General features: G+C 42.7%; 18 protein-coding genes and 1 pseudogene. 5 read left to right on the top strand and 14 right to left on the bottom strand.

Translation table 11 applies throughout. The annotated features are described in order from the left end of the window. Positions 1-129: 129 nt before the first annotated feature. Positions 130-441, top strand: coding sequence for a transposase (locus M3661_RS12880; RefSeq protein WP_251485556.1), 312 nt, complete (start codon positions 130-132; stop codon positions 439-441). Positions 442-608: 167 nt separating this feature from the next. Continuing rightward, positions 609-1355, top strand: coding sequence for an IS3 family transposase (locus tag M3661_RS12875; RefSeq protein WP_251485553.1), 747 nt, complete (start codon positions 609-611; stop codon positions 1353-1355). 54 nt (positions 1356-1409) lie between these two features. On the opposite strand, the gene M3661_RS12870 is transcribed toward M3661_RS12875, so the two are convergent. After that, entirely contained in the window at positions 1410-1712 is a 303-nt protein-coding gene (locus M3661_RS12870) for a hypothetical protein (protein WP_251485550.1), read from the bottom strand. 375 nt (positions 1713-2087) lie between these two features. On the opposite strand from M3661_RS12870, the pseudogene M3661_RS12865 reads away from it, so the two are divergent. After that, positions 2088-3327 (top strand): annotated as a pseudogene (locus M3661_RS12865) (transposase). A gap of 29 nt (positions 3328-3356) precedes the next feature. Here the strand turns inward: M3661_RS12865 and M3661_RS12860 are convergent. The 5 genes from M3661_RS12860 to M3661_RS12840 form a co-directional block, all read right to left on the bottom strand. Continuing rightward, entirely contained in the window at positions 3357-4328 is a 972-nt protein-coding gene (locus M3661_RS12860) for a hypothetical protein (RefSeq protein ID WP_251485548.1), read from the bottom strand. 247 nt (positions 4329-4575) lie between these two features. Beyond that, the gene (locus tag M3661_RS12855) at positions 4576-5685 is read right to left on the bottom strand and encodes a hypothetical protein (RefSeq protein ID WP_065294402.1); all 1110 of its coding nucleotides are present in this window, start codon (positions 5683-5685) and stop codon (positions 4576-4578) included. Between the two features lie 117 nt (positions 5686-5802). Further along, a complete protein-coding gene (locus tag M3661_RS12850; RefSeq protein ID WP_251485545.1) occupies positions 5803-7149 on the bottom strand; it encodes an extracellular solute-binding protein in 1347 nt (448 codons plus the stop codon). Between the two features lie 5 nt (positions 7150-7154). After that, positions 7155-7541 carry a hypothetical protein gene (locus M3661_RS12845; protein WP_251485685.1) on the bottom strand — a complete coding sequence of 129 codons (387 nt, stop codon included), beginning with the start codon at positions 7539-7541 and terminating at the stop codon, positions 7155-7157. A gap of 163 nt (positions 7542-7704) precedes the next feature. Next, positions 7705-7890, bottom strand: a complete 186-nt coding sequence (locus M3661_RS12840) for a hypothetical protein (protein WP_065294448.1) — start codon at positions 7888-7890, stop codon at positions 7705-7707. A gap of 76 nt (positions 7891-7966) precedes the next feature. Here M3661_RS12840 and M3661_RS12835 point away from each other — a divergent pair, with 76 nt between their 5' ends. After that, the gene (locus tag M3661_RS12835) at positions 7967-8539 is read left to right on the top strand and encodes a DJ-1/PfpI family protein (protein ID WP_065294447.1); all 573 of its coding nucleotides are present in this window, start codon (positions 7967-7969) and stop codon (positions 8537-8539) included. Between the two features lie 25 nt (positions 8540-8564). Continuing rightward, on the top strand, positions 8565-8990 hold the full coding sequence (locus M3661_RS12830) for a hypothetical protein (RefSeq protein ID WP_065294446.1): 426 nt from the start codon (positions 8565-8567) through the stop codon (positions 8988-8990). A 265-nt stretch (positions 8991-9255) separates the two neighbouring features. Here M3661_RS12830 and M3661_RS12825 read toward each other — a convergent pair whose 3' ends face one another. From M3661_RS12825 to M3661_RS12790, 8 genes are all read right to left on the bottom strand, one after another. After that, complete coding sequence (locus M3661_RS12825) at positions 9256-9630, bottom strand: RNA polymerase sigma factor (protein ID WP_251485542.1); 375 nt, start codon at positions 9628-9630, stop codon at positions 9256-9258. A 394-nt stretch (positions 9631-10024) separates the two neighbouring features. Then, entirely contained in the window at positions 10025-10732 is a 708-nt protein-coding gene (locus tag M3661_RS12820) for a hypothetical protein (protein ID WP_251485540.1), read from the bottom strand. Then, the gene (locus M3661_RS12815) at positions 10657-10974 is read right to left on the bottom strand and encodes a hypothetical protein (RefSeq protein WP_251485537.1); all 318 of its coding nucleotides are present in this window, start codon (positions 10972-10974) and stop codon (positions 10657-10659) included. Before M3661_RS12815 ends, M3661_RS12820 begins: the two co-directional genes overlap by 76 nt. A gap of 242 nt (positions 10975-11216) precedes the next feature. Continuing rightward, on the bottom strand, positions 11217-12578 hold the full coding sequence (locus M3661_RS12810) for an ABC transporter substrate-binding protein (RefSeq protein WP_251485534.1): 1362 nt from the start codon (positions 12576-12578) through the stop codon (positions 11217-11219). Positions 12579-12634: 56 nt separating this feature from the next. Beyond that, complete coding sequence (locus tag M3661_RS12805) at positions 12635-13147, bottom strand: RNA polymerase sigma factor (RefSeq protein ID WP_251485531.1); 513 nt, start codon at positions 13145-13147, stop codon at positions 12635-12637. 136 nt (positions 13148-13283) lie between these two features. Next, complete coding sequence (locus M3661_RS12800) at positions 13284-14276, bottom strand: hypothetical protein (protein ID WP_251485528.1); 993 nt, start codon at positions 14274-14276, stop codon at positions 13284-13286. Between the two features lie 37 nt (positions 14277-14313). Beyond that, a complete protein-coding gene (locus M3661_RS12795; RefSeq protein ID WP_065293453.1) occupies positions 14314-15795 on the bottom strand; it encodes a DUF4179 domain-containing protein in 1482 nt (493 codons plus the stop codon). Next, positions 15788-16357, bottom strand: coding sequence for an RNA polymerase sigma factor (locus M3661_RS12790; protein ID WP_065293454.1), 570 nt, complete (start codon positions 16355-16357; stop codon positions 15788-15790). The genes M3661_RS12795 and M3661_RS12790 overlap by 8 nt, the downstream gene beginning before the upstream one ends. Positions 16358-16417: the final 60 nt, after the last annotated feature.

Genomic DNA, 16417 nt, shown 5'->3' with positions numbered 1-16417 from the left:
ATGATGATACAGGAAGATTTCCCGTATTTTCTCCTTCTTGATGTCTGTCTTTTCTCATAAGCCCCTTAATGAACTTGGACACTAAGAGTGTATATGATTTACACTAATAGTTGACAGGGGATGATGAAAATGAAACGAACGAAACATTCAACAGACTTCAAATTACAATTGGTGAAAGAAGCACTGGAGACTGAAAATACAGCGGCGGTTGCTCGCCGCTACGAAATAGCAACGAATATGCTCCATCGTTGGATTAAAGAATATCGTGATGGGAAGTTCGGCGATGTTCAGATGGAACAAATCTCGGTGTTTGACTCTAAAGCAATAGCTGAAGAAAATGATCAGTTAAAAAAATTGCTGGGAGAACAAGCACTAGAGATCGCGATTCTCCGTGATCTTATAAAAAAGAAAAACCCTCACTTGCTGAAAAAATTGAAGTAGCCGATTTCTACATCGAACAAGGATATAGCACCCAGCTCGTTCTGCATCTAGCTAACATTCCACGAGTTATTACTATCATAAGAAAGCACAATTACGCAGCAAATTAGTGAGTGAGGGACGCCCAACACCTGGATTCTCCCAGCTTACAAATGGTTGCACAATATCTGATGAACAAATTAAAAGAATGGATTATGGAGCTTATTGCTAGCGATGGGGCTGGTTATGGTTACCGTAAACTGACGGTGGCATTGCGTGAGCAGTACAAGCTTCGTATAAACAAGAAGAAAGTTTATCGACTGTGCAAGGAACTAGGTATCCTAAAGCCACAACGTCAGAAACGAGTTCGATTTCCGAAAAAAATCGCGTCAAATCGAACAATAACGAATTCCAATAAACTGTTTGAAACCGATATTAAATACGGTTATATAGCAGGTGAACAGCGATTTTTCTTCATACAATCCATTATTGAAGTTTATGATCGTGCAATTGTATCTTTTCATATTGGCCTTCGATGTGAAGCCAAAGACGTTGTACGAACCATACAAGCCGCTTTGTTTAAGCGTCAGTTGTTTAGCTCTCAGACGATGCCAGTAATCCGTTCAGACAACGGCCCTCAGTTTATATCAAGCACTTTCGAGGAAGCTTGTATCGACTTTGGTATGGAGCATGAAAGAATACCGCCCAGAACGCCAAATATGAATGCCCATATCGAGTCATTTCATCGAATATTGCAGGATGATTGTTTGAATAAATACGAATTTCAAACTTATGGTGAAGCATATCAAGTGGTATCCGAATTCATACGATTCTACAATGAGCGCAGGATTCATTCCAGTATTAGGGATATGGCACCAGAGAAATTTTACAACCAGAATCAAGTGGAAGCGATTCCAATCAAAATGGTTCGGGTTTAAACGAAAATGAATGAAAAAGAAAGAATTAGTGTCTATGTGTCCAAATTTATGGGGTTAATCCGCGAACATATGCTCACTCAGCAGCACGACGTCCGGCTTGTGCTTGTCCAGCAGTTTTTCCATATCTGCTGCCGTATCCGCCTCAGCAGTGCTAATGATTTCAACCTCAACATTCGGGAATTTGACATTGAAATAGCTTCCGTAATCGCGGTAGAACGATTCCTCACCGTAATAAGTCACTTTTATTTTCCCCTTGTCCTCATCCAATGGATCCAATAACGGCTTTTCCAAAAAACATCCCGTTAATACAGACAACATGCTCAGCAGCAATATGCCCAACCTACATCTTTTACTCAAGTCTTTCTCTCCTCCTTGTATTTGAATAGCCTCTCGGCATTCACCGAGGCAGATGGGACAAGGGATTCCTTGAACCATCAATCTTGTCATCCTCCTACTTCCATAGGAATAAAACACTTGACAAATTCCAAAACCCTCCAAAATCGCGAAAAGGGGTAAAAACTCATGCCCATCAAGCTAAGATTAAATAAAATTCCGTTTAACTAGGTTTTTTTCTAAAGATCCAGTGTAAGTTTTTCAAAGATTTGCATACCAAATAAACCCTATCGGAGACTACTGCAAAACGAATACAGTTTATGTAAAAAGCAACCCAGTACCGAGTCGGTACTGGGTTTGTTGTATACTGGGAGAAAAGGGAAAGCGAGATGAGAGGATTTGCTGCAGCCAGCCAAACAATTAACCGCATCGTTTCATGCGGAGTTATATAAACTTGTACCAGAAAACCACCTGCTTCGCAAAATACATGCCACTGTAGATTTTGGATTTATTCATGAACTAGCAAAGCTTTCCTACTGTAAGTATTATGGCAGACCGGCAAACGAACCGGAATTACTGTTTCGTTTCTTACAGATCCTGTACAATCTCTCGGATGATCGAATCATACAGGAAGCTCAAGTAAATCCGGCATACAAATGGTTTATTGGGATCAATCCAGAAGACTCACTTCCAGATGCGTCACAGTAGTCACGGTTCCTAAATCACCGCTTGGGAGCCAGCCAAGTTGAAGATGTGCTGAAACATGTGGTTGGCCAATGCATGGAACAGGGATTGGTGAAAAGCAAATCCATCATTATGGACGCAACACACACGCAGGCAGGCAGCCAAAAGCAACGGCCGCTCGACGTATTGCGTGGTGCAGCCAAACGACTGTTTCGAGTTGTCACCAAACATCATCCCAAGCTGGAGAAGAAACTCCCTAAGCTACCATCCGTAAAAAGTGAGCAAGCGTGCCGAGCAATTCATGCTGGCCTATTTGGCGCAGCTTGGCCAGACGGTAGAGAAGCTCTTGCCGGATCATGAAGTTGCGGTGAGCGATAAACTTGGCATCGCTAAGCAGATTGTCGAGGACGAGCGGCTACTCTCACATAAGGGGATTCTCTCAGCCATCGACCCAGATGCGCGCTTCGGCTGGAAGAGCAGTTCCAAATCGTTTTTTGGGTACAAAGAACATATTGCAATGACGGAAGAAGAAATCATTACCGCCCTAGAGGTGACACCGGGAAGCACCGACGGTGGAGACAGTCGCTCTCTCGTGTATTACTTTGACGTCGAGAAGTGCAAGACGTGTCCGATGCGTGAAGGATGTTACAAGCCAGGCGCCAAGAGCAAAACCTACTCGATTCGAATCATCGCCGAACATTTCAAGGAACAGATCGAGTTCGAATTAAGCGATGCGTTCAAGGAACGAATCAAGCGCAGACCAATCATTGAACATAAAAATGCAGAAATGAAAAGATTCCACGGTATGGGCACGGCTAAATATCGAGGTCTCTTTCGTATGCGAATACAAGCCTACCTCACCGCGTTCGTTGTAAACGCAAAGCGGATGGTAAAGCTAATAGAGCAAAAGCAGCCTATTCCTCAAGTGAGGATAGACTGCTTTTTTCTCTTATGAGACTACTGCAAAACGAATACAGTTAACGTCTATTTGCTCGTTCTGATGTACACGGGTTTCTTTTCAGCATCCAACGCTGCTTGCAATACCGTCTCTTTACCTTTAACAAAATAATAATCTTTAAATAGGTTGTCCCACTTCACTTCACATCCCGAAATATCGATATTGAATAATTCCTTGGCAAGCGGAGCGACCACTTCCTTTGCATCTTTTTCCGTAACCTCTTGGTTGGTCGTTACCTTTTTTCTTGTATTATTAAATACGTTCAAGACCTTTCCCTTTTTTGCTTCCATCTGAAGTGAAACATCGTTATCCTTAAGTGATAACGTTTGAACTTTGTCACCTTTAGAATAAAGTTGAGCTTCTGTGATTTCAAAATCATGATCAAATGCCGTTTTCATCGCTTTTGCTGCCGTTTCCAGCGACTTTGAATCGAGCTCTTCCTTGGCAAGCTTTATTAAAACTCTACTCTCAAATTCCGCCTTACCCGATGCTTCCCAATGTGCCTCAAAATCCTTCCCTGTCAACCAATACGAAAAATAATCATCTTTTAATTTTTCATTTTTACCATCATAAAGGCGACTCAGAACCACTTCTTTATCAAGGACGTATGTTTTCTTCGCGTATGCACTTTTCAGTGCTTTCAGGATCTTCTCCTGATCCTGTTTGCTGATTTTATCGATTGGGATCGTTCCGTCGATCTGCCTTACTTCTCCTTTTTTATAATCGAAGTAGACGACATATTTTCCATCAATCGATGTAACCTTTGCATCTGTAGCAAATGTAGTCTCGGCAGCCTCCTGCAACTTTATCTCTTTCTCCGCGAATTGCTTTACCGCTTTTTGCAGCTTGGCCGCCAGCTTCTGGTCGATCTGAACCTTCTTATTATCCGTTTGCTTCTGCGCTTGCGCAGCCTCGGCTCCTGCAGCAATCGGGCCTGCCACGGCAACTAACATACTGGATACGATCATAGACGCTAGAATTGCTTTTTTTAAATTCATACTAAACCCTCCTACATATTCTCATTGCGTACCACTGGTGTATCGCCTACAATATATAACAGTTTCAACCCGCTCATTTGTGACATCATATCTCTAACACTCTGAATTCATTATCATACACGCCATGAGATTGGTGATACGGATCAACATTTTTAGTCAAATACACAAAAAAATCCACCGACATATGGAAGCCAGTGGATTATTCGATACTGAGTCAAAATATAATTAAATGGTTCATTTGCAACGTTTATTTAGATTTCACTTCCATATCTGCTACATAACCGTCGAACTGCGCATCAGCAGCTTTCCCGGCGCATATGTATACAATCTTTTTATTCGCATCGAGCGCTGCTCTCACATTCATGCCATTTTTGCTGGTGAAATAATAATCCTTCCTGTGTTCATCCCATTTCACGCTATGTCCATTCATGTCGATATTAAATAATTTCTTCGCTAACGGGGCAACCGCTTCTTTCGCCTCTTTTTCTGAAATTCCCTTATGATCTCGTACTCTTATTCCAAACTCATTGTACATGCCTTTTATTTCTCCTGTATTGGGATCCGCATAAACCGTAACTTTGCCATCATGAAATACCCACGCTGCCTCTGCTTTATTTTTCCCATGAGCCGTTATTGGGAATACATTAACTGCAAGCTGAGCACTTGTCATTTCAAATTTATGTTGAAACGCCGTCTTAGCAGCAGCTATAACTGTTGACAGCAATTTCGGATCAAGCTCTTTCTTATCAAAATCAATACGGAGATAATCAGTTTTCAGTTGACCATCATCATCAAAATCGATTGAGAAAGTGGAGAAATCTTTTCCTTTCAATTCGTACCGTTTCTCCTTAGATAGCTTTACTCTGTCAAGAGGATTAAATGCTCTAACGTTTAGTTTACTCACCCAAACTTCTTGTTCAAAGGCGTACTTCTTCTTTGCATACTTGGCATACTTCGCATCTATTACTTTCAACCACTTTAAGACTTCTTCTTGATGCTGCTTGCTGATTTGGTCGATCGTGGTTTGGCCGCCTACCCACAAGATAATTTCCTTATCCTTAAGACTGTCAAATTGTACACAATATTTTCCATCTACCGATCGAACTTCTGCCAGACCTGCAACAACCTTATTATAAATTAATTCACGCTTGCCCACCTTCTGCAATTCAACATCTTTCCCGGCAAATAATTTTATCGCTTGATTCAGCTTTTCAGCAAGCTTCGGATCTATTTGAATCGTCCGGTGATCCGATTGTTTCTGTTCTTGCGCCTTGGCCCCCGCAGGAATCGGGCCTGCCAATGTAGTCAGCATGCTGGATACGACCAGTGTTGCGACGATTGCTTTTTTCAAATTCATGATAAATCCTCCTATGTAATTACTTGAATATAAAATCGATTAGATATTTTAGCGTAGGAATTGGTAAATAACCACATAACATTCCATTAACATCAATTAAGAACACGTTACTATTCCTTAAGGCTTCTTACCTGACGCTGCTCGCGCTTGTATAAGCAACTCTTGCGCCTTGGCCTCCAATACGGCAGCCGCTTCATCCACTGACTTCTTGTTATCGACAACGGCTTGCAGCTCTTCCCGCAGCGGCTCATCGAACAGCGTGAAGAACTTGAATGGAACACGACCGCTCTGCCGTATGGAGTCAGCCTGCTTGACCTTCAGCATATAGAACGCTTCCATGCTCTTGCTCTTGAATTCCTTCACATATCCGGTACGCGAAGGCAAAGTGCCGTCCATCGTTTTCGAACGGGCATGAGCCATTTCCGGGCCGCACACGAACTTGACGAATTCCCAGGCAGCTCGCTTATTAGGCGAGTCGGCGGCAATCGCAAAGAGAGAGTCAAGGTACACGCCTGTAGATTCATCCGCAGGATCAATCGGTACCGTGACAGCTTCCCACTCTACCGGCGCCTTATCCGCGTTAAATCCGACTTCTCCCGCATGGGGGACACCTTTGAACGTTATCGCGGCCACGCCGTCGTCGAAGAGGTTTTGCGACGAATCGAGTTGAGCTACGGGGTCGAAATATACCACATTGTTGCGTACTGCATCCGTAGCCAGACTCATCGCCTCTTTCCAGCCTTTGGAATTAATGAGCACCTTCTCTCCCTTCAGATCGAACAGCTGCAATCCGTAGGTCTTGGCGATATCGTACATCAAATCGCCAACACCTCTCAAGTCATCAAGAAAAACGCCGCGCACCGGACGATCGCCGTGTTTGATATTGGAAAATCTTGCACCTAGCTCGAAAACTTCCCGCCAGGTCATCTTGTTCGTTGGCGGATCGATATGATTCTCCCGGAACAATGCGGTGTTATAGTGCAAAGCCTTAATGCCGACTGCAGGAGTCAGCCCATATAGCTTGCCGTCGCCTAAATTTTTGATCACATCGATCAGTCCCGGCATGAACCCTTTGATATCATAGTTGTCCTGCCGAATCGCTTCCTCTATGCCGTACAGCTTCCCATTGGCGGCGAATTGCTCAAAATTTTGCTGATCCAGCAATAGCACATCTGCTCCAGAGCGCTCCAACAACTTCCTTACCTCTGAATCATATTCATCTGGAATAATCATTTTCCCGAGATTTTTCAGTACCTGAATTTTAGGGATGACTTCAACTTCAATTTGCGGGTAGTTCATCTTAAAATATTTTCCATAATCTAGGTCAAATGCTTCCTCAGTCTGATAGATCACCTTGATTTTGCTTGGCTGTAAAGGCTCCAGCACTTCCTTCTTGCCGAAGCAGCCGCTCATTAAGGAAACGATCATTAGCAGCAAGATCACAATCTTCCATCTATTATGCATATTTTCTATCTCCCTCTTTGTTCAAGCGCAGTTTGCAATGAACCCTGTACTTCTTCTAGTTTCAAACTGAAAGAAAGGTTAGTCCGATAACATCTATTTGCTCGATCTGATTCAGCATCCAACGCTGCTTGCAATACCTTCTCTTTGCCTTTAACAAAATAATAATCTTTAAATAGGTTGTCCCACTTCACATCCCGAAATATCGATATTGAATAATTCCTTGGCAAGCGGAGCGACCACTTGGCCGCCAGCTTCTGGTCAATCTGAACCTTCTTATTATCCGTTTGCTTCTGCGCTTGCGCAGCCTCGGCTCCTGCAGCTATCGGGCCTGCCACAGCAACTAACATACTGGATACGATCATAGACGCTAGAATTGCTTTTTTTAGATTCATTTCATTTGCTCCTATGTATGAATTGATGAGTTCTACTTTTATGCTAACATTGAATAAATAAGATTCAACTTAACATAATCTGAATATAATTTAAGAATAAAATCAGAAATAAAATGCGGCCAGATGGAGGCTTCTTACCCATCCCATATAGCGAAGAGCCTTTTTAATTCACTTTTGCCCCTACCTGGTTTCCCGCAATCGTTCTAACATTTCTTTGCCCCTTGATCTGAAGCTCGGCAACCGCATCGTCGAGCGTTTCCTCTTTGTTAATAATGGATTTCAGCGCAGCCGACAATAACGAATCGAATTCAGCTTGGTAACGCTGGGGCGATATCCAGTTATTAAACAATTTAAACCTCGTTACCTCCACTTGAAATTGTTATAATTAAAATGTTTTTAATATTTTTATAATGGAGGGCTAGAGAATGAAAATTGCAATAGTCTGTTTCGATAACTTTACTGATATAGATGTTTTTTTACCATGGGATTTATTAAATCGTGTACGTCTAGTTGGCGGTATTTCTGATTGGAATGTCCAACTATTAGGAACGGAAAAAACTCATATATCCATGTCTGGCTTACGTATCCCCATGACAGGAAGCATATCTGATATTCCTTCCGCTGACGCTGTAATATTTGCAAGTGGTAAGGGTGTACAAGATTTATATCAAAATCAAGAATATCTTAATAGCATTCATGTAGATCCTCAAAGACAATTAATAGGCTCTATGTGTTCTGGTTCACTACTACTAGGAGCTAAAAAATTGTTAACTGGCAAAAAAGCAACTACATATCCATCCGTAGTAGAACAACTTAAAGAATTTGATGTAGACGTTATTGAGCAAAGTTTCGTAAACGAAGGAAATATCTCGACTGCCGCAGGTTGTTTTGCTGCTCAAGATCTCTCAGCTTGGATTATAAGAACCCTAATTAATGAAGAAATGGTTGACACTGTGCTAGAAACTGTTCAGCCAGTGGGCAAAGGTTTATATTTTTAATTTCAAATCAAGTCAGAAGTAGATAATGCTACACACGACAGCTACTCAACTCGGCGCCTTCGGCTACCGCTTCTGGAGCAAGCCGATGCCGAAGCTGAAACGATATCTTAAAAAGGGAGAACCACATCCGTTGGAGCAGGTCACCGACGAGAAAGACAGACAGCGGATTCGATTGACGTTTCAGGCCATCGAAGGATTCGTCATGTGCAGTTGCTTCGCAACGGGACTGGTACAGATGATCTCCTTGCGCTTTTCTGAGTGCGCTCCTAACCTGCTCTTCCGCTATCTCCGAACGCCATCCAAGACCGTCGTTTCTGAGGCGACCGTGGTGGTGTATTTGCGCAAGTCTATTTTTCGCTTGTTTGCCCAAAATCCGCATTTATCCATAACCCAAATAATTCGTTCCAAGCATGAAATGCCTGATATTGACGAGGATTTTCTGGCTTCTTAAGCGTTAGAACTTTTCACTGTCCAGTACCATACAACTCATAACTTTATATGTACCGACTGCGATGTTTCCTGTTCTTTTCTTGGTTATACATATTTAGTATTATTCCCCTTCCCCTAATTGCTTTTCTCGCTTCCATTTCTTTTTGTTGGTACTACCTGCCATATCGTACCCTTTTACCATGTCTTTGTTCTTTTTGGGCTCCATTATGTCATGCTCTCATTTGCTGCATATGCGAAGGAAATTACCGGACGGTCACTGGGTTATATTACATGCTCCCTCTACGGTTCTGTTTAAACAGCTTGATCGTGTTATCAATTTTCGCTTTGATCGTGTTGAGCGGCATTTCCGTCATCTCCGTAATTTCTTCTATCGTATATCCTTCTACATACTTCAGTTGAATAAGCAATCGCGTCATTGGCGACTGTTGTTTCATAAAGGCTTGCAACTCCAAATTCTCTTCCGTCGTTTGGCGTTTCACAAGTCCCTTAACTTCTTCATCATCGATGAAGACAATTAATTTACTATTGAGCAAATGGGATTTGCATTTATGAATCACAATCCGATTGAACCAAATATTGAATCTTTCCAAGCTATTCATATCGTCCCGCTGCGCACGGTCAATCATCATCTTCTGATCCATAGTTTCTCCTTGGCAACGAGGCATGAGTGCTCAAAATAGTTCTGGAATCTTCACATATAATTATATTCGGATGTTTTTTTAAAACGAAGATTCTGTCACTGTGGCTCTCTAGCAGCATTGTTATCATTCGATTTTTTGTTGCACTCATAGTAACCCACGGTTCCATTAAGTCTAAAAATGTCTTTGATTATAGAGGTATTGTTCGTAAAAACGGTTAATATCACGCTTAATGAGGGTAACTGACAAAGGATCTGCCTGGCGGCAGTTTTCTACCTTTCCAACAGATCCTTTGTTTTGTAAGCAGTTTATTGTAACCTTCTTATGATTTCATCGCTTTAACTTATTAATTTTTCAGGCCCTTCATCGGCCGCTGCTCGAATGTATGGAATGTCCCTTACGGATTGACAAGTGCGATAACGGTCGGCTGTCCTTGCTTTGTGAACGTATAGCGGTCGAGTTGTATCGATACCTTCGATCCCTTCAAATCAACGCCAAATAGCTGCTTTACCGTCGGCGCGGCCTTGGCTATCGCCTGTTCTGACGTGAGTATCGGCTGGGCGAACGTTTGCTTATATTCATCGTCGGATTTATAGGATTCTTCTTCCCGAAGCAATTCGGCCCCCCATACCTTCCCGGTATCCGCTCCGATATGCACGATGCGCAGGATAGAATTCTTCAATTCTTCATCGTAGAACTCCAGCACCTTTCCCTCCTTGTTCTGAGGATTATAATTTAGGTTCACCCCATCACGCACCTTTACGTCCTGCCCGCCGTTTAAGAGCTTCATCGTTTTGCGCGCTATATCAACCTTTGATTTGTCTGGCGCCTTCGCATAGCTAACTGTTGCCTTTGTTACTTTGCCGCTTTTGCCATCAATCGTGACAGAAGCGAAATTCTGACCTTGCAGGATCCATGTATCCTGTCCTCTATATGCGCCTTTCACCTGTGCCATCTTCGGATCCAATTCTTTCAATTTATTCTTGCCCGTTGTCAAAATGGACATAGGTACATCCTTAAGATCTGCAACTAAGCTGAAAGATACGATTTCTCCAGATTGCGAATTGACGACAATGTCTCCGCGTTTATCCTTAAGCTTGAACATAATGTACTCCCCATCAGGCAGATTCGGCATTCTACCCGCGAATAATCGGCAATTTCATAAACCGAATTTGGCATGGCATCTTTTATTGCCTTTTTCACCTTCGCAATGATGTCTTCGCTAACTTCGATTTTGGCCTTCGATTGTTGGGCAAAAGCCTTTGGCAAATAAGCCACTTCGGATAAAACTCCTATAGAGAGTGCACTTACAAGCATTACAGCGACAACGGTTTTCTTCACATTCATTTCGATTCCCTCCTAAAGTTGAAATACTATAAACAAATTTTCCGCAATCATGACAAAAATGTATTTCATGAAAAAGTGCGCAGGTTGATCATCGTCTAAGAACCCTTTCTTCTTACTTGCCTCCATGTCTATGTATACTTCATAATCGAACGATTGGATCGCTATAAGACAAAAGGGCAATCCTTTGTTATTCACTTGAAAGAGAACGTCAGAATACAGAAGGTTCCCCTGTAATCAACTTTTCAGGGAGAGGTCTGCTCTTTTTTCTCCCTCTCCTCTGTATGCGCCTTGTTCAGCATTTGCTGCCCCTTCGCTTCCAGCTCATTGACCGCCTCATCCGGCGTCATCTCGCGCTGCATGACCGCTTGCAAAGTTTTGTCCAACAATTCACTGAACGGTGAGTAGAAGTCTTCCGGCACATGTTTGTTGCCGTACCCTACCCAGAATCCCAAGCTCCCTTCAGCAGGCGAAGATTCCGTAGATGACCTGGGCTTCAACATATAGAACGGTTCTGTGCTCCTGCCCTCCAATTCCTTGAAAAATTGGTTTCTCGTCGGCAAAGTAGATATCGGATTGCGGGAAGCAACCTTCTCCATGCTCGATCCATTGACGAATTGGACGAACTCCCAGGCAGCCCGCTTGTTCGCGGAGTCCGCCATTACCGCAAAAATTTCCGACAAGCGCACCTTAGAGGACTCGTCAGGTCTTGCTAGGTCGATCGGTACCGTAACGATATCCCAATTGATAGAGCTCAATTTTTTATCGCGCAGAGGGGCACGCCGCAGCTCTTTGGCGAACCAAGGGCCATCCATGACCATGGCCGCCTTCCCCTGAAGGAACAGATTGTTCATTCCTTCTACTTGTACGGGCGGATAATTCCGCACCGCATCCGTTGCCATCCGAATGGCTTGCTTCCACCCGTCGGATCGGATGCGCATCTTCTCTCCCTTCGCGTCAACGACTTGAAGGGAAGAAGTCGATGCGATATTTATCAATAATTCGGAAGGCCTTTGATACAAACCGTAAATTTCGTTAGTGCCTGTTCTCATATCGTCAAAGCGCTTGGATAAAGACAGCACTTCCTGCCAGCTCATCTTGTTGTGCGGTAGTTCGATGTTGTACGCTTGGAACAAGTCGCGATTGTAATAAATCACTTGATTATAAAAATAAGGGGTCAGCCCGTACAGCTTCCCTCTTCCTTTCGTACGAATCATATCGATCACGCCCGGCATGTAGCCTTCCAGGTCGAATTTTTCTTGTGCAATAATGTCATCCAACGCATAGAGCTTTCCTTGCTGCGCATACGATTCGAACATATGCTCACTCAGCAGCACGATGTCCGGCTTGTGCTTGTCCAGCAGTTTTTCCATATCTGCTGCCGTATCCGCCTCAGCAGTGCTAATGACTTCAACCTCAACATTCGGGAATTTGACATTGAAATAGCTTCCGTAATCGCGGTAGAACGATTCCTCACCGTAATAAGTCACTTTTATTTTCCCCTTGTCCTCATCCAATGGATCCAATACCGGCTTTTCCAAAAAACATCCCGTTAATACAGACAACATGCTCAGCAGCAATATGCCCAACCTCCATCTTTTACTCAAGTCTTTCTCTCCTCCTTGTATTTGAATAGCCTTGGATGAACGGTCACTGGGTATAGTTACATGCACCCTCTACGGCTCTGTTTAAACAGCTTGATCGTGTTATCAATTTTCGCTTTGATAGTGTTGAGCGGCATTTCCGTCATCTCCGTAATTTCTTCTATCGTATATCCTTCTACATACTTCAGTTGAATAAGCAATCGCGTCATTGGCGACTGTTGTCTCATAAAGGCTTGCAACTCCAAATTCTCTTCCGTCGTTTGGCATTTCACAAGTCCCTTAACTTCTTCATCATCGATGTAGACAATTAATTTACTATTGAGCAAATGGGATTTGCATTTATGAATCACAATCCGATTGAACCAAATATTGAATCTTTCCGGATTACCGAGTTTTTGGATATTAATAACGGCTTCTTCCACAGCATCACACACCGCGTCCATGCTGGCGGCTTCATCGAGTAAATAGCTATTCGCAATTCGGTACGATTCGTCTTGAATTTGTTGTATTACAATCGCGAAGCTGTTCTTATCGCCCCGCTGCGCACGGTCAATCATCATCTTCTGAACCATAGCCCTTTTATTAAGTTAATATCACGCTAATGAGGGTAACTGACAAAGGATCTGCCTGGCGGTAGTTTTCTACCTTTCCAATAGATCCTTTGTTCTGTTTGCAGCTTATTGTGATCTTCTTATGATTTCATCGCTTTTAATTTTTCAGGCCCTTCATCGGCTGTTGCTCGAATGTATGGAATGTCCCTTTCGGATTGACAAGCGCGATAACGGTCGGCTGTCCTTGCTTTGTGAACGTATAGCGGTCGAGCTGTATCGATACCTTCGATCCCTTCAAATCAACGCCAAATAGCTGCTTTACCGTCGGCGCGGCCTTGGCTATCGCCTGTTCGGACGTGAGTATCGGCTGGGCAAACGCTTGCCTATATTCATCGTCGGATTTATAGGTTTCTTCTTCTCGAAGCAATACGGCCTCCCATATCTTCCCGGTATCGGCTCCGATGTGCAGAATACATATCTTCAATCCTGCATCAATGAACTCTAGCACCTTGCCCTCCTTGTTCTGAGGATAGTAATTCAAGTTCACCCCATTAAGAACCTTTACGTCCTGCCCACCGTTTAATAGTTTCATTGTTTTGCGCGCAATATCAAGCTTGGATTTGTCTGGCGCCTTCGCATAGCTAACTGTTGCCTTTGTTACTTTGCCGCTTTTGCCATCAATAGTGACAGAAGCGAAATTTTGACCTTGCAGGATCCATGCATCCTGTCCTCTATATGCGCCTCTTACCTGCGCCATCTTCGGATCCATTTCTTTCAATTTATTCTTGCCCGTTATCAAAATGGACGAAGGTACATCCTTAAGATCTGCAACTAAGCTGAAAAGTACGATTTCTCCGGATTGCGCATTGACGACAATATTTCCGCGTTTATCTTGTAGCTCGAAATCGATGTACTCACCTTCCGGTAAATTCGGCATTCCTACCCGCGAATAATCGGCAATTTCATAAACCGAATTTGGCATGGCAGCCTTTATTGCCTTTTTCACCTTTGCAATTATGTCTTCGCTAACCTCGATTTTGGCCTTTGCTTGCTGGGCGAAAGTCCTTGGCAAATAAGCCGCTTCGGATAAAACTCCTGTAGATAGTGCACATACAAGCATTGCAGCGACAACGGTTTTCTTCACATTCATTTCGATTCCCTCCTAAAATGAGCAAAACCTAAGTGACTTATTTGTCTTCTGTTGGCATTGGCAATGGTACTTTCCAATTCAGCTCATAGCTCTTTTCTGCCAATTCTGAAGTAAGACTAATCTTTTGAGGGAGTTCTTTCATTTCAGAACTTTGCAATTTCATTCGGATATGGTTTCTACCTTGTTCATCCTTTCCTATCATTTTAAAGTCTCCACCTGTTACATCGTATACTTTGCCCGCTTCATCCTTAATCGTCCAACCAAAACAATTTTTTTCTGTGTCATCATCCATTAAAATCGTATCTGCTATATTAATATAGGTTATATCCTTTAAATAAGCCTCTAGTAAAATCGTAGCGTGCTTCTCATTCTTCGGAGATGCTTCATTTAATGGTTCGTCTAAGGTTACTGACTTGATCTCAATTGTTTTGCCATCCTTATCTACTCGTACAGGTTTGTCGGCAAGCTGTTTCGGCTCGAATGATACGCCTAGCTCATACGGTTCTGTTTTTACTAAAGAATCCAATACTAGCGTATATTGATGATCAGGAGACAGTGGAGAAAATCCATACTGCCGATTCGAATGACCGTATTCTCCCAAGGCCTTGCGTGGCGTATCAAGCGCCCTAGTTAAATCACTTACTTTCTCTCCTTTTTCATTTTCAACATGGAAATTCAGCTTAAAATCATCATAGCGAACATAAGGATTAGCTGAATCTACTTTTCCTTTCACTTGTTTGCTTTCCTCTACTAATCCATTCTTTGCCTCTTCCGTCCATTTCGTTTCATAATCCACAAGAGCAGCAGTTGGTGAATGCATAATGCTGTTTAGTTTGATTTGCAGTCCCTGTGGTGTGGTATACGTCTTATCGATTGGCAGCACCTGAGAAGCCTTCGTTGTTTTTTCTAAATCAAAAGGAATCTTTAAGGCCCAATTTCCCTTAACCGAGTCGATCTGATTTCCCTCGAACTGTAATACAAGCTTCTGTTCTTCTGTTTCCCCTGGATTTTTTAGAGTGAGATATCCGTAATTTTCTTGCTTTTTTAACTGATATATTTTAGTTTCTTTAATGACATTCCCTTTCAAATCTGTTACCTCTACGTTACTTATTTGAAGCTTATCCGGATGAATAAAGTTCTTTTGCTGATCCTTGATCGAATAAACGGCCACAATTCTCATTGGATCGGCCAATATCTCCTCTATTTCAAGTGTATAGCCCTGATCAGTCACAGAGGCATTTACCTTTTGTGAAAAACCCTCCTGTACTGCATATTGCAGTTCTTTATCAGAACCATTAAATAAGGATTTAACATAGGCTGCAAAGGTAGGACTCACCGAAATCGTTAAAAGCAAAGCGCAGCCAATAGAGACTGGAAGTACCACGGCACCTACGCCTAGTAAACGTGACCTTTTTCTTTTATCGGCTGCCACTTGGTAAGGCATCACAAAGTTAGGATGCTCCAATTCTCCAGCTACCTTTTTTAAAGTTTGTGTAATTTGTTTGTCAAGATTAGTCATGCATGATCACTCCCATCTCGGTAATTACCTGTTTTTCTTGATTAACTTGCATGTTTTCAGCAATTAACTTTCTGGCCTTATGCAGCCTTGATTTTACCGTCCCCTCAAACACACCAAGGATTTTTGCAATTTCAGCTACACTAAACTCTTCATAATAGTAGAGAATAACTGCAGAGCGATGCTTCGGCGTCATCAACTGAATCGCTTGCCAAATTTGTTGCTCTTTCTCCCTTTGCAGAATACTCTCCAATGGGTTTTGTCCAGGGTCAATAGAGTCCATATATTCTTCTGTATTTTTCTTTCTACGCACTACATTAAGTGCACGATGTGTCACAATTTTCATAAACCAAGCTCGAAACGATGTCCCTTTTCGTTCATCATATCGATAAAGGGATTGATACGCTTCCCATAGAGCTTCTTGAACGGCATCCTGAGCGAGATGGTAATCATGGACGATCAAATAAGCAACTCGAAATGCACTAGTTAAGTGAGGTTGAACAAGTGTTTCAAAATCAACTGGATTTCCCTCCCTGGGTATTGGATAATGATTGCTTTCTTTCACTTCAAAGACCTCCTCGTTTTTCCTTTCACTTCTTATTCACCAGTTCTCGTATTTTGGTTC

The organism is Paenibacillus sp. MER 180 (genome assembly GCF_023713665.1).
In the GTDB taxonomy this organism is placed as follows: domain Bacteria; phylum Bacillota; class Bacilli; order Paenibacillales; family Paenibacillaceae; genus Paenibacillus_B; species Paenibacillus_B suaedae.
Note: the sequence above shows the minus strand (reverse complement) of the source record. Positions and strands in the feature narration are given on the sequence as shown.

Coding starts and splice junctions, on each gene's coding strand:
- M3661_RS12825 (WP_251485542.1), bottom strand. CDS start 9,630: ATGGATCAGAAGATGATGATTGACCGTGCGCAGCGGGACGATATGAAT.
- M3661_RS12845 (WP_251485685.1), bottom strand. CDS start 7,541: ATGAATCTAAAAAAAGCAATTCTAGCGTCTATGATCGTATCCAGTATG.
- M3661_RS12880 (WP_251485556.1), top strand. CDS start 130: ATGAAACGAACGAAACATTCAACAGACTTCAAATTACAATTGGTGAAA.
- M3661_RS12820 (WP_251485540.1), bottom strand. CDS start 10,732: ATGTTCAAGCTTAAGGATAAACGCGGAGACATTGTCGTCAATTCGCAA.
- M3661_RS12800 (WP_251485528.1), bottom strand. CDS start 14,276: ATGAATGTGAAGAAAACCGTTGTCGCTGCAATGCTTGTATGTGCACTA.
- M3661_RS12875 (WP_251485553.1), top strand. CDS start 609: ATGAACAAATTAAAAGAATGGATTATGGAGCTTATTGCTAGCGATGGG.
- M3661_RS12805 (WP_251485531.1), bottom strand. CDS start 13,147: ATGGTTCAGAAGATGATGATTGACCGTGCGCAGCGGGGCGATAAGAAC.
- M3661_RS12830 (WP_065294446.1), top strand. CDS start 8,565: ATGCTACACACGACAGCTACTCAACTCGGCGCCTTCGGCTACCGCTTC.
- M3661_RS12850 (WP_251485545.1), bottom strand. CDS start 7,149: ATGCATAATAGATGGAAGATTGTGATCTTGCTGCTAATGATCGTTTCC.
- M3661_RS12815 (WP_251485537.1), bottom strand. CDS start 10,974: ATGAATGTGAAGAAAACCGTTGTCGCTGTAATGCTTGTAAGTGCACTC.
- M3661_RS12835 (WP_065294447.1), top strand. CDS start 7,967: ATGAAAATTGCAATAGTCTGTTTCGATAACTTTACTGATATAGATGTT.
- M3661_RS12860 (WP_251485548.1), bottom strand. CDS start 4,328: ATGAATTTAAAAAAAGCAATTCTAGCGTCTATGATCGTATCCAGTATG.
- M3661_RS12795 (WP_065293453.1), bottom strand. CDS start 15,795: ATGACTAATCTTGACAAACAAATTACACAAACTTTAAAAAAGGTAGCT.
- M3661_RS12855 (WP_065294402.1), bottom strand. CDS start 5,685: ATGAATTTGAAAAAAGCAATCGTCGCAACACTGGTCGTATCCAGCATG.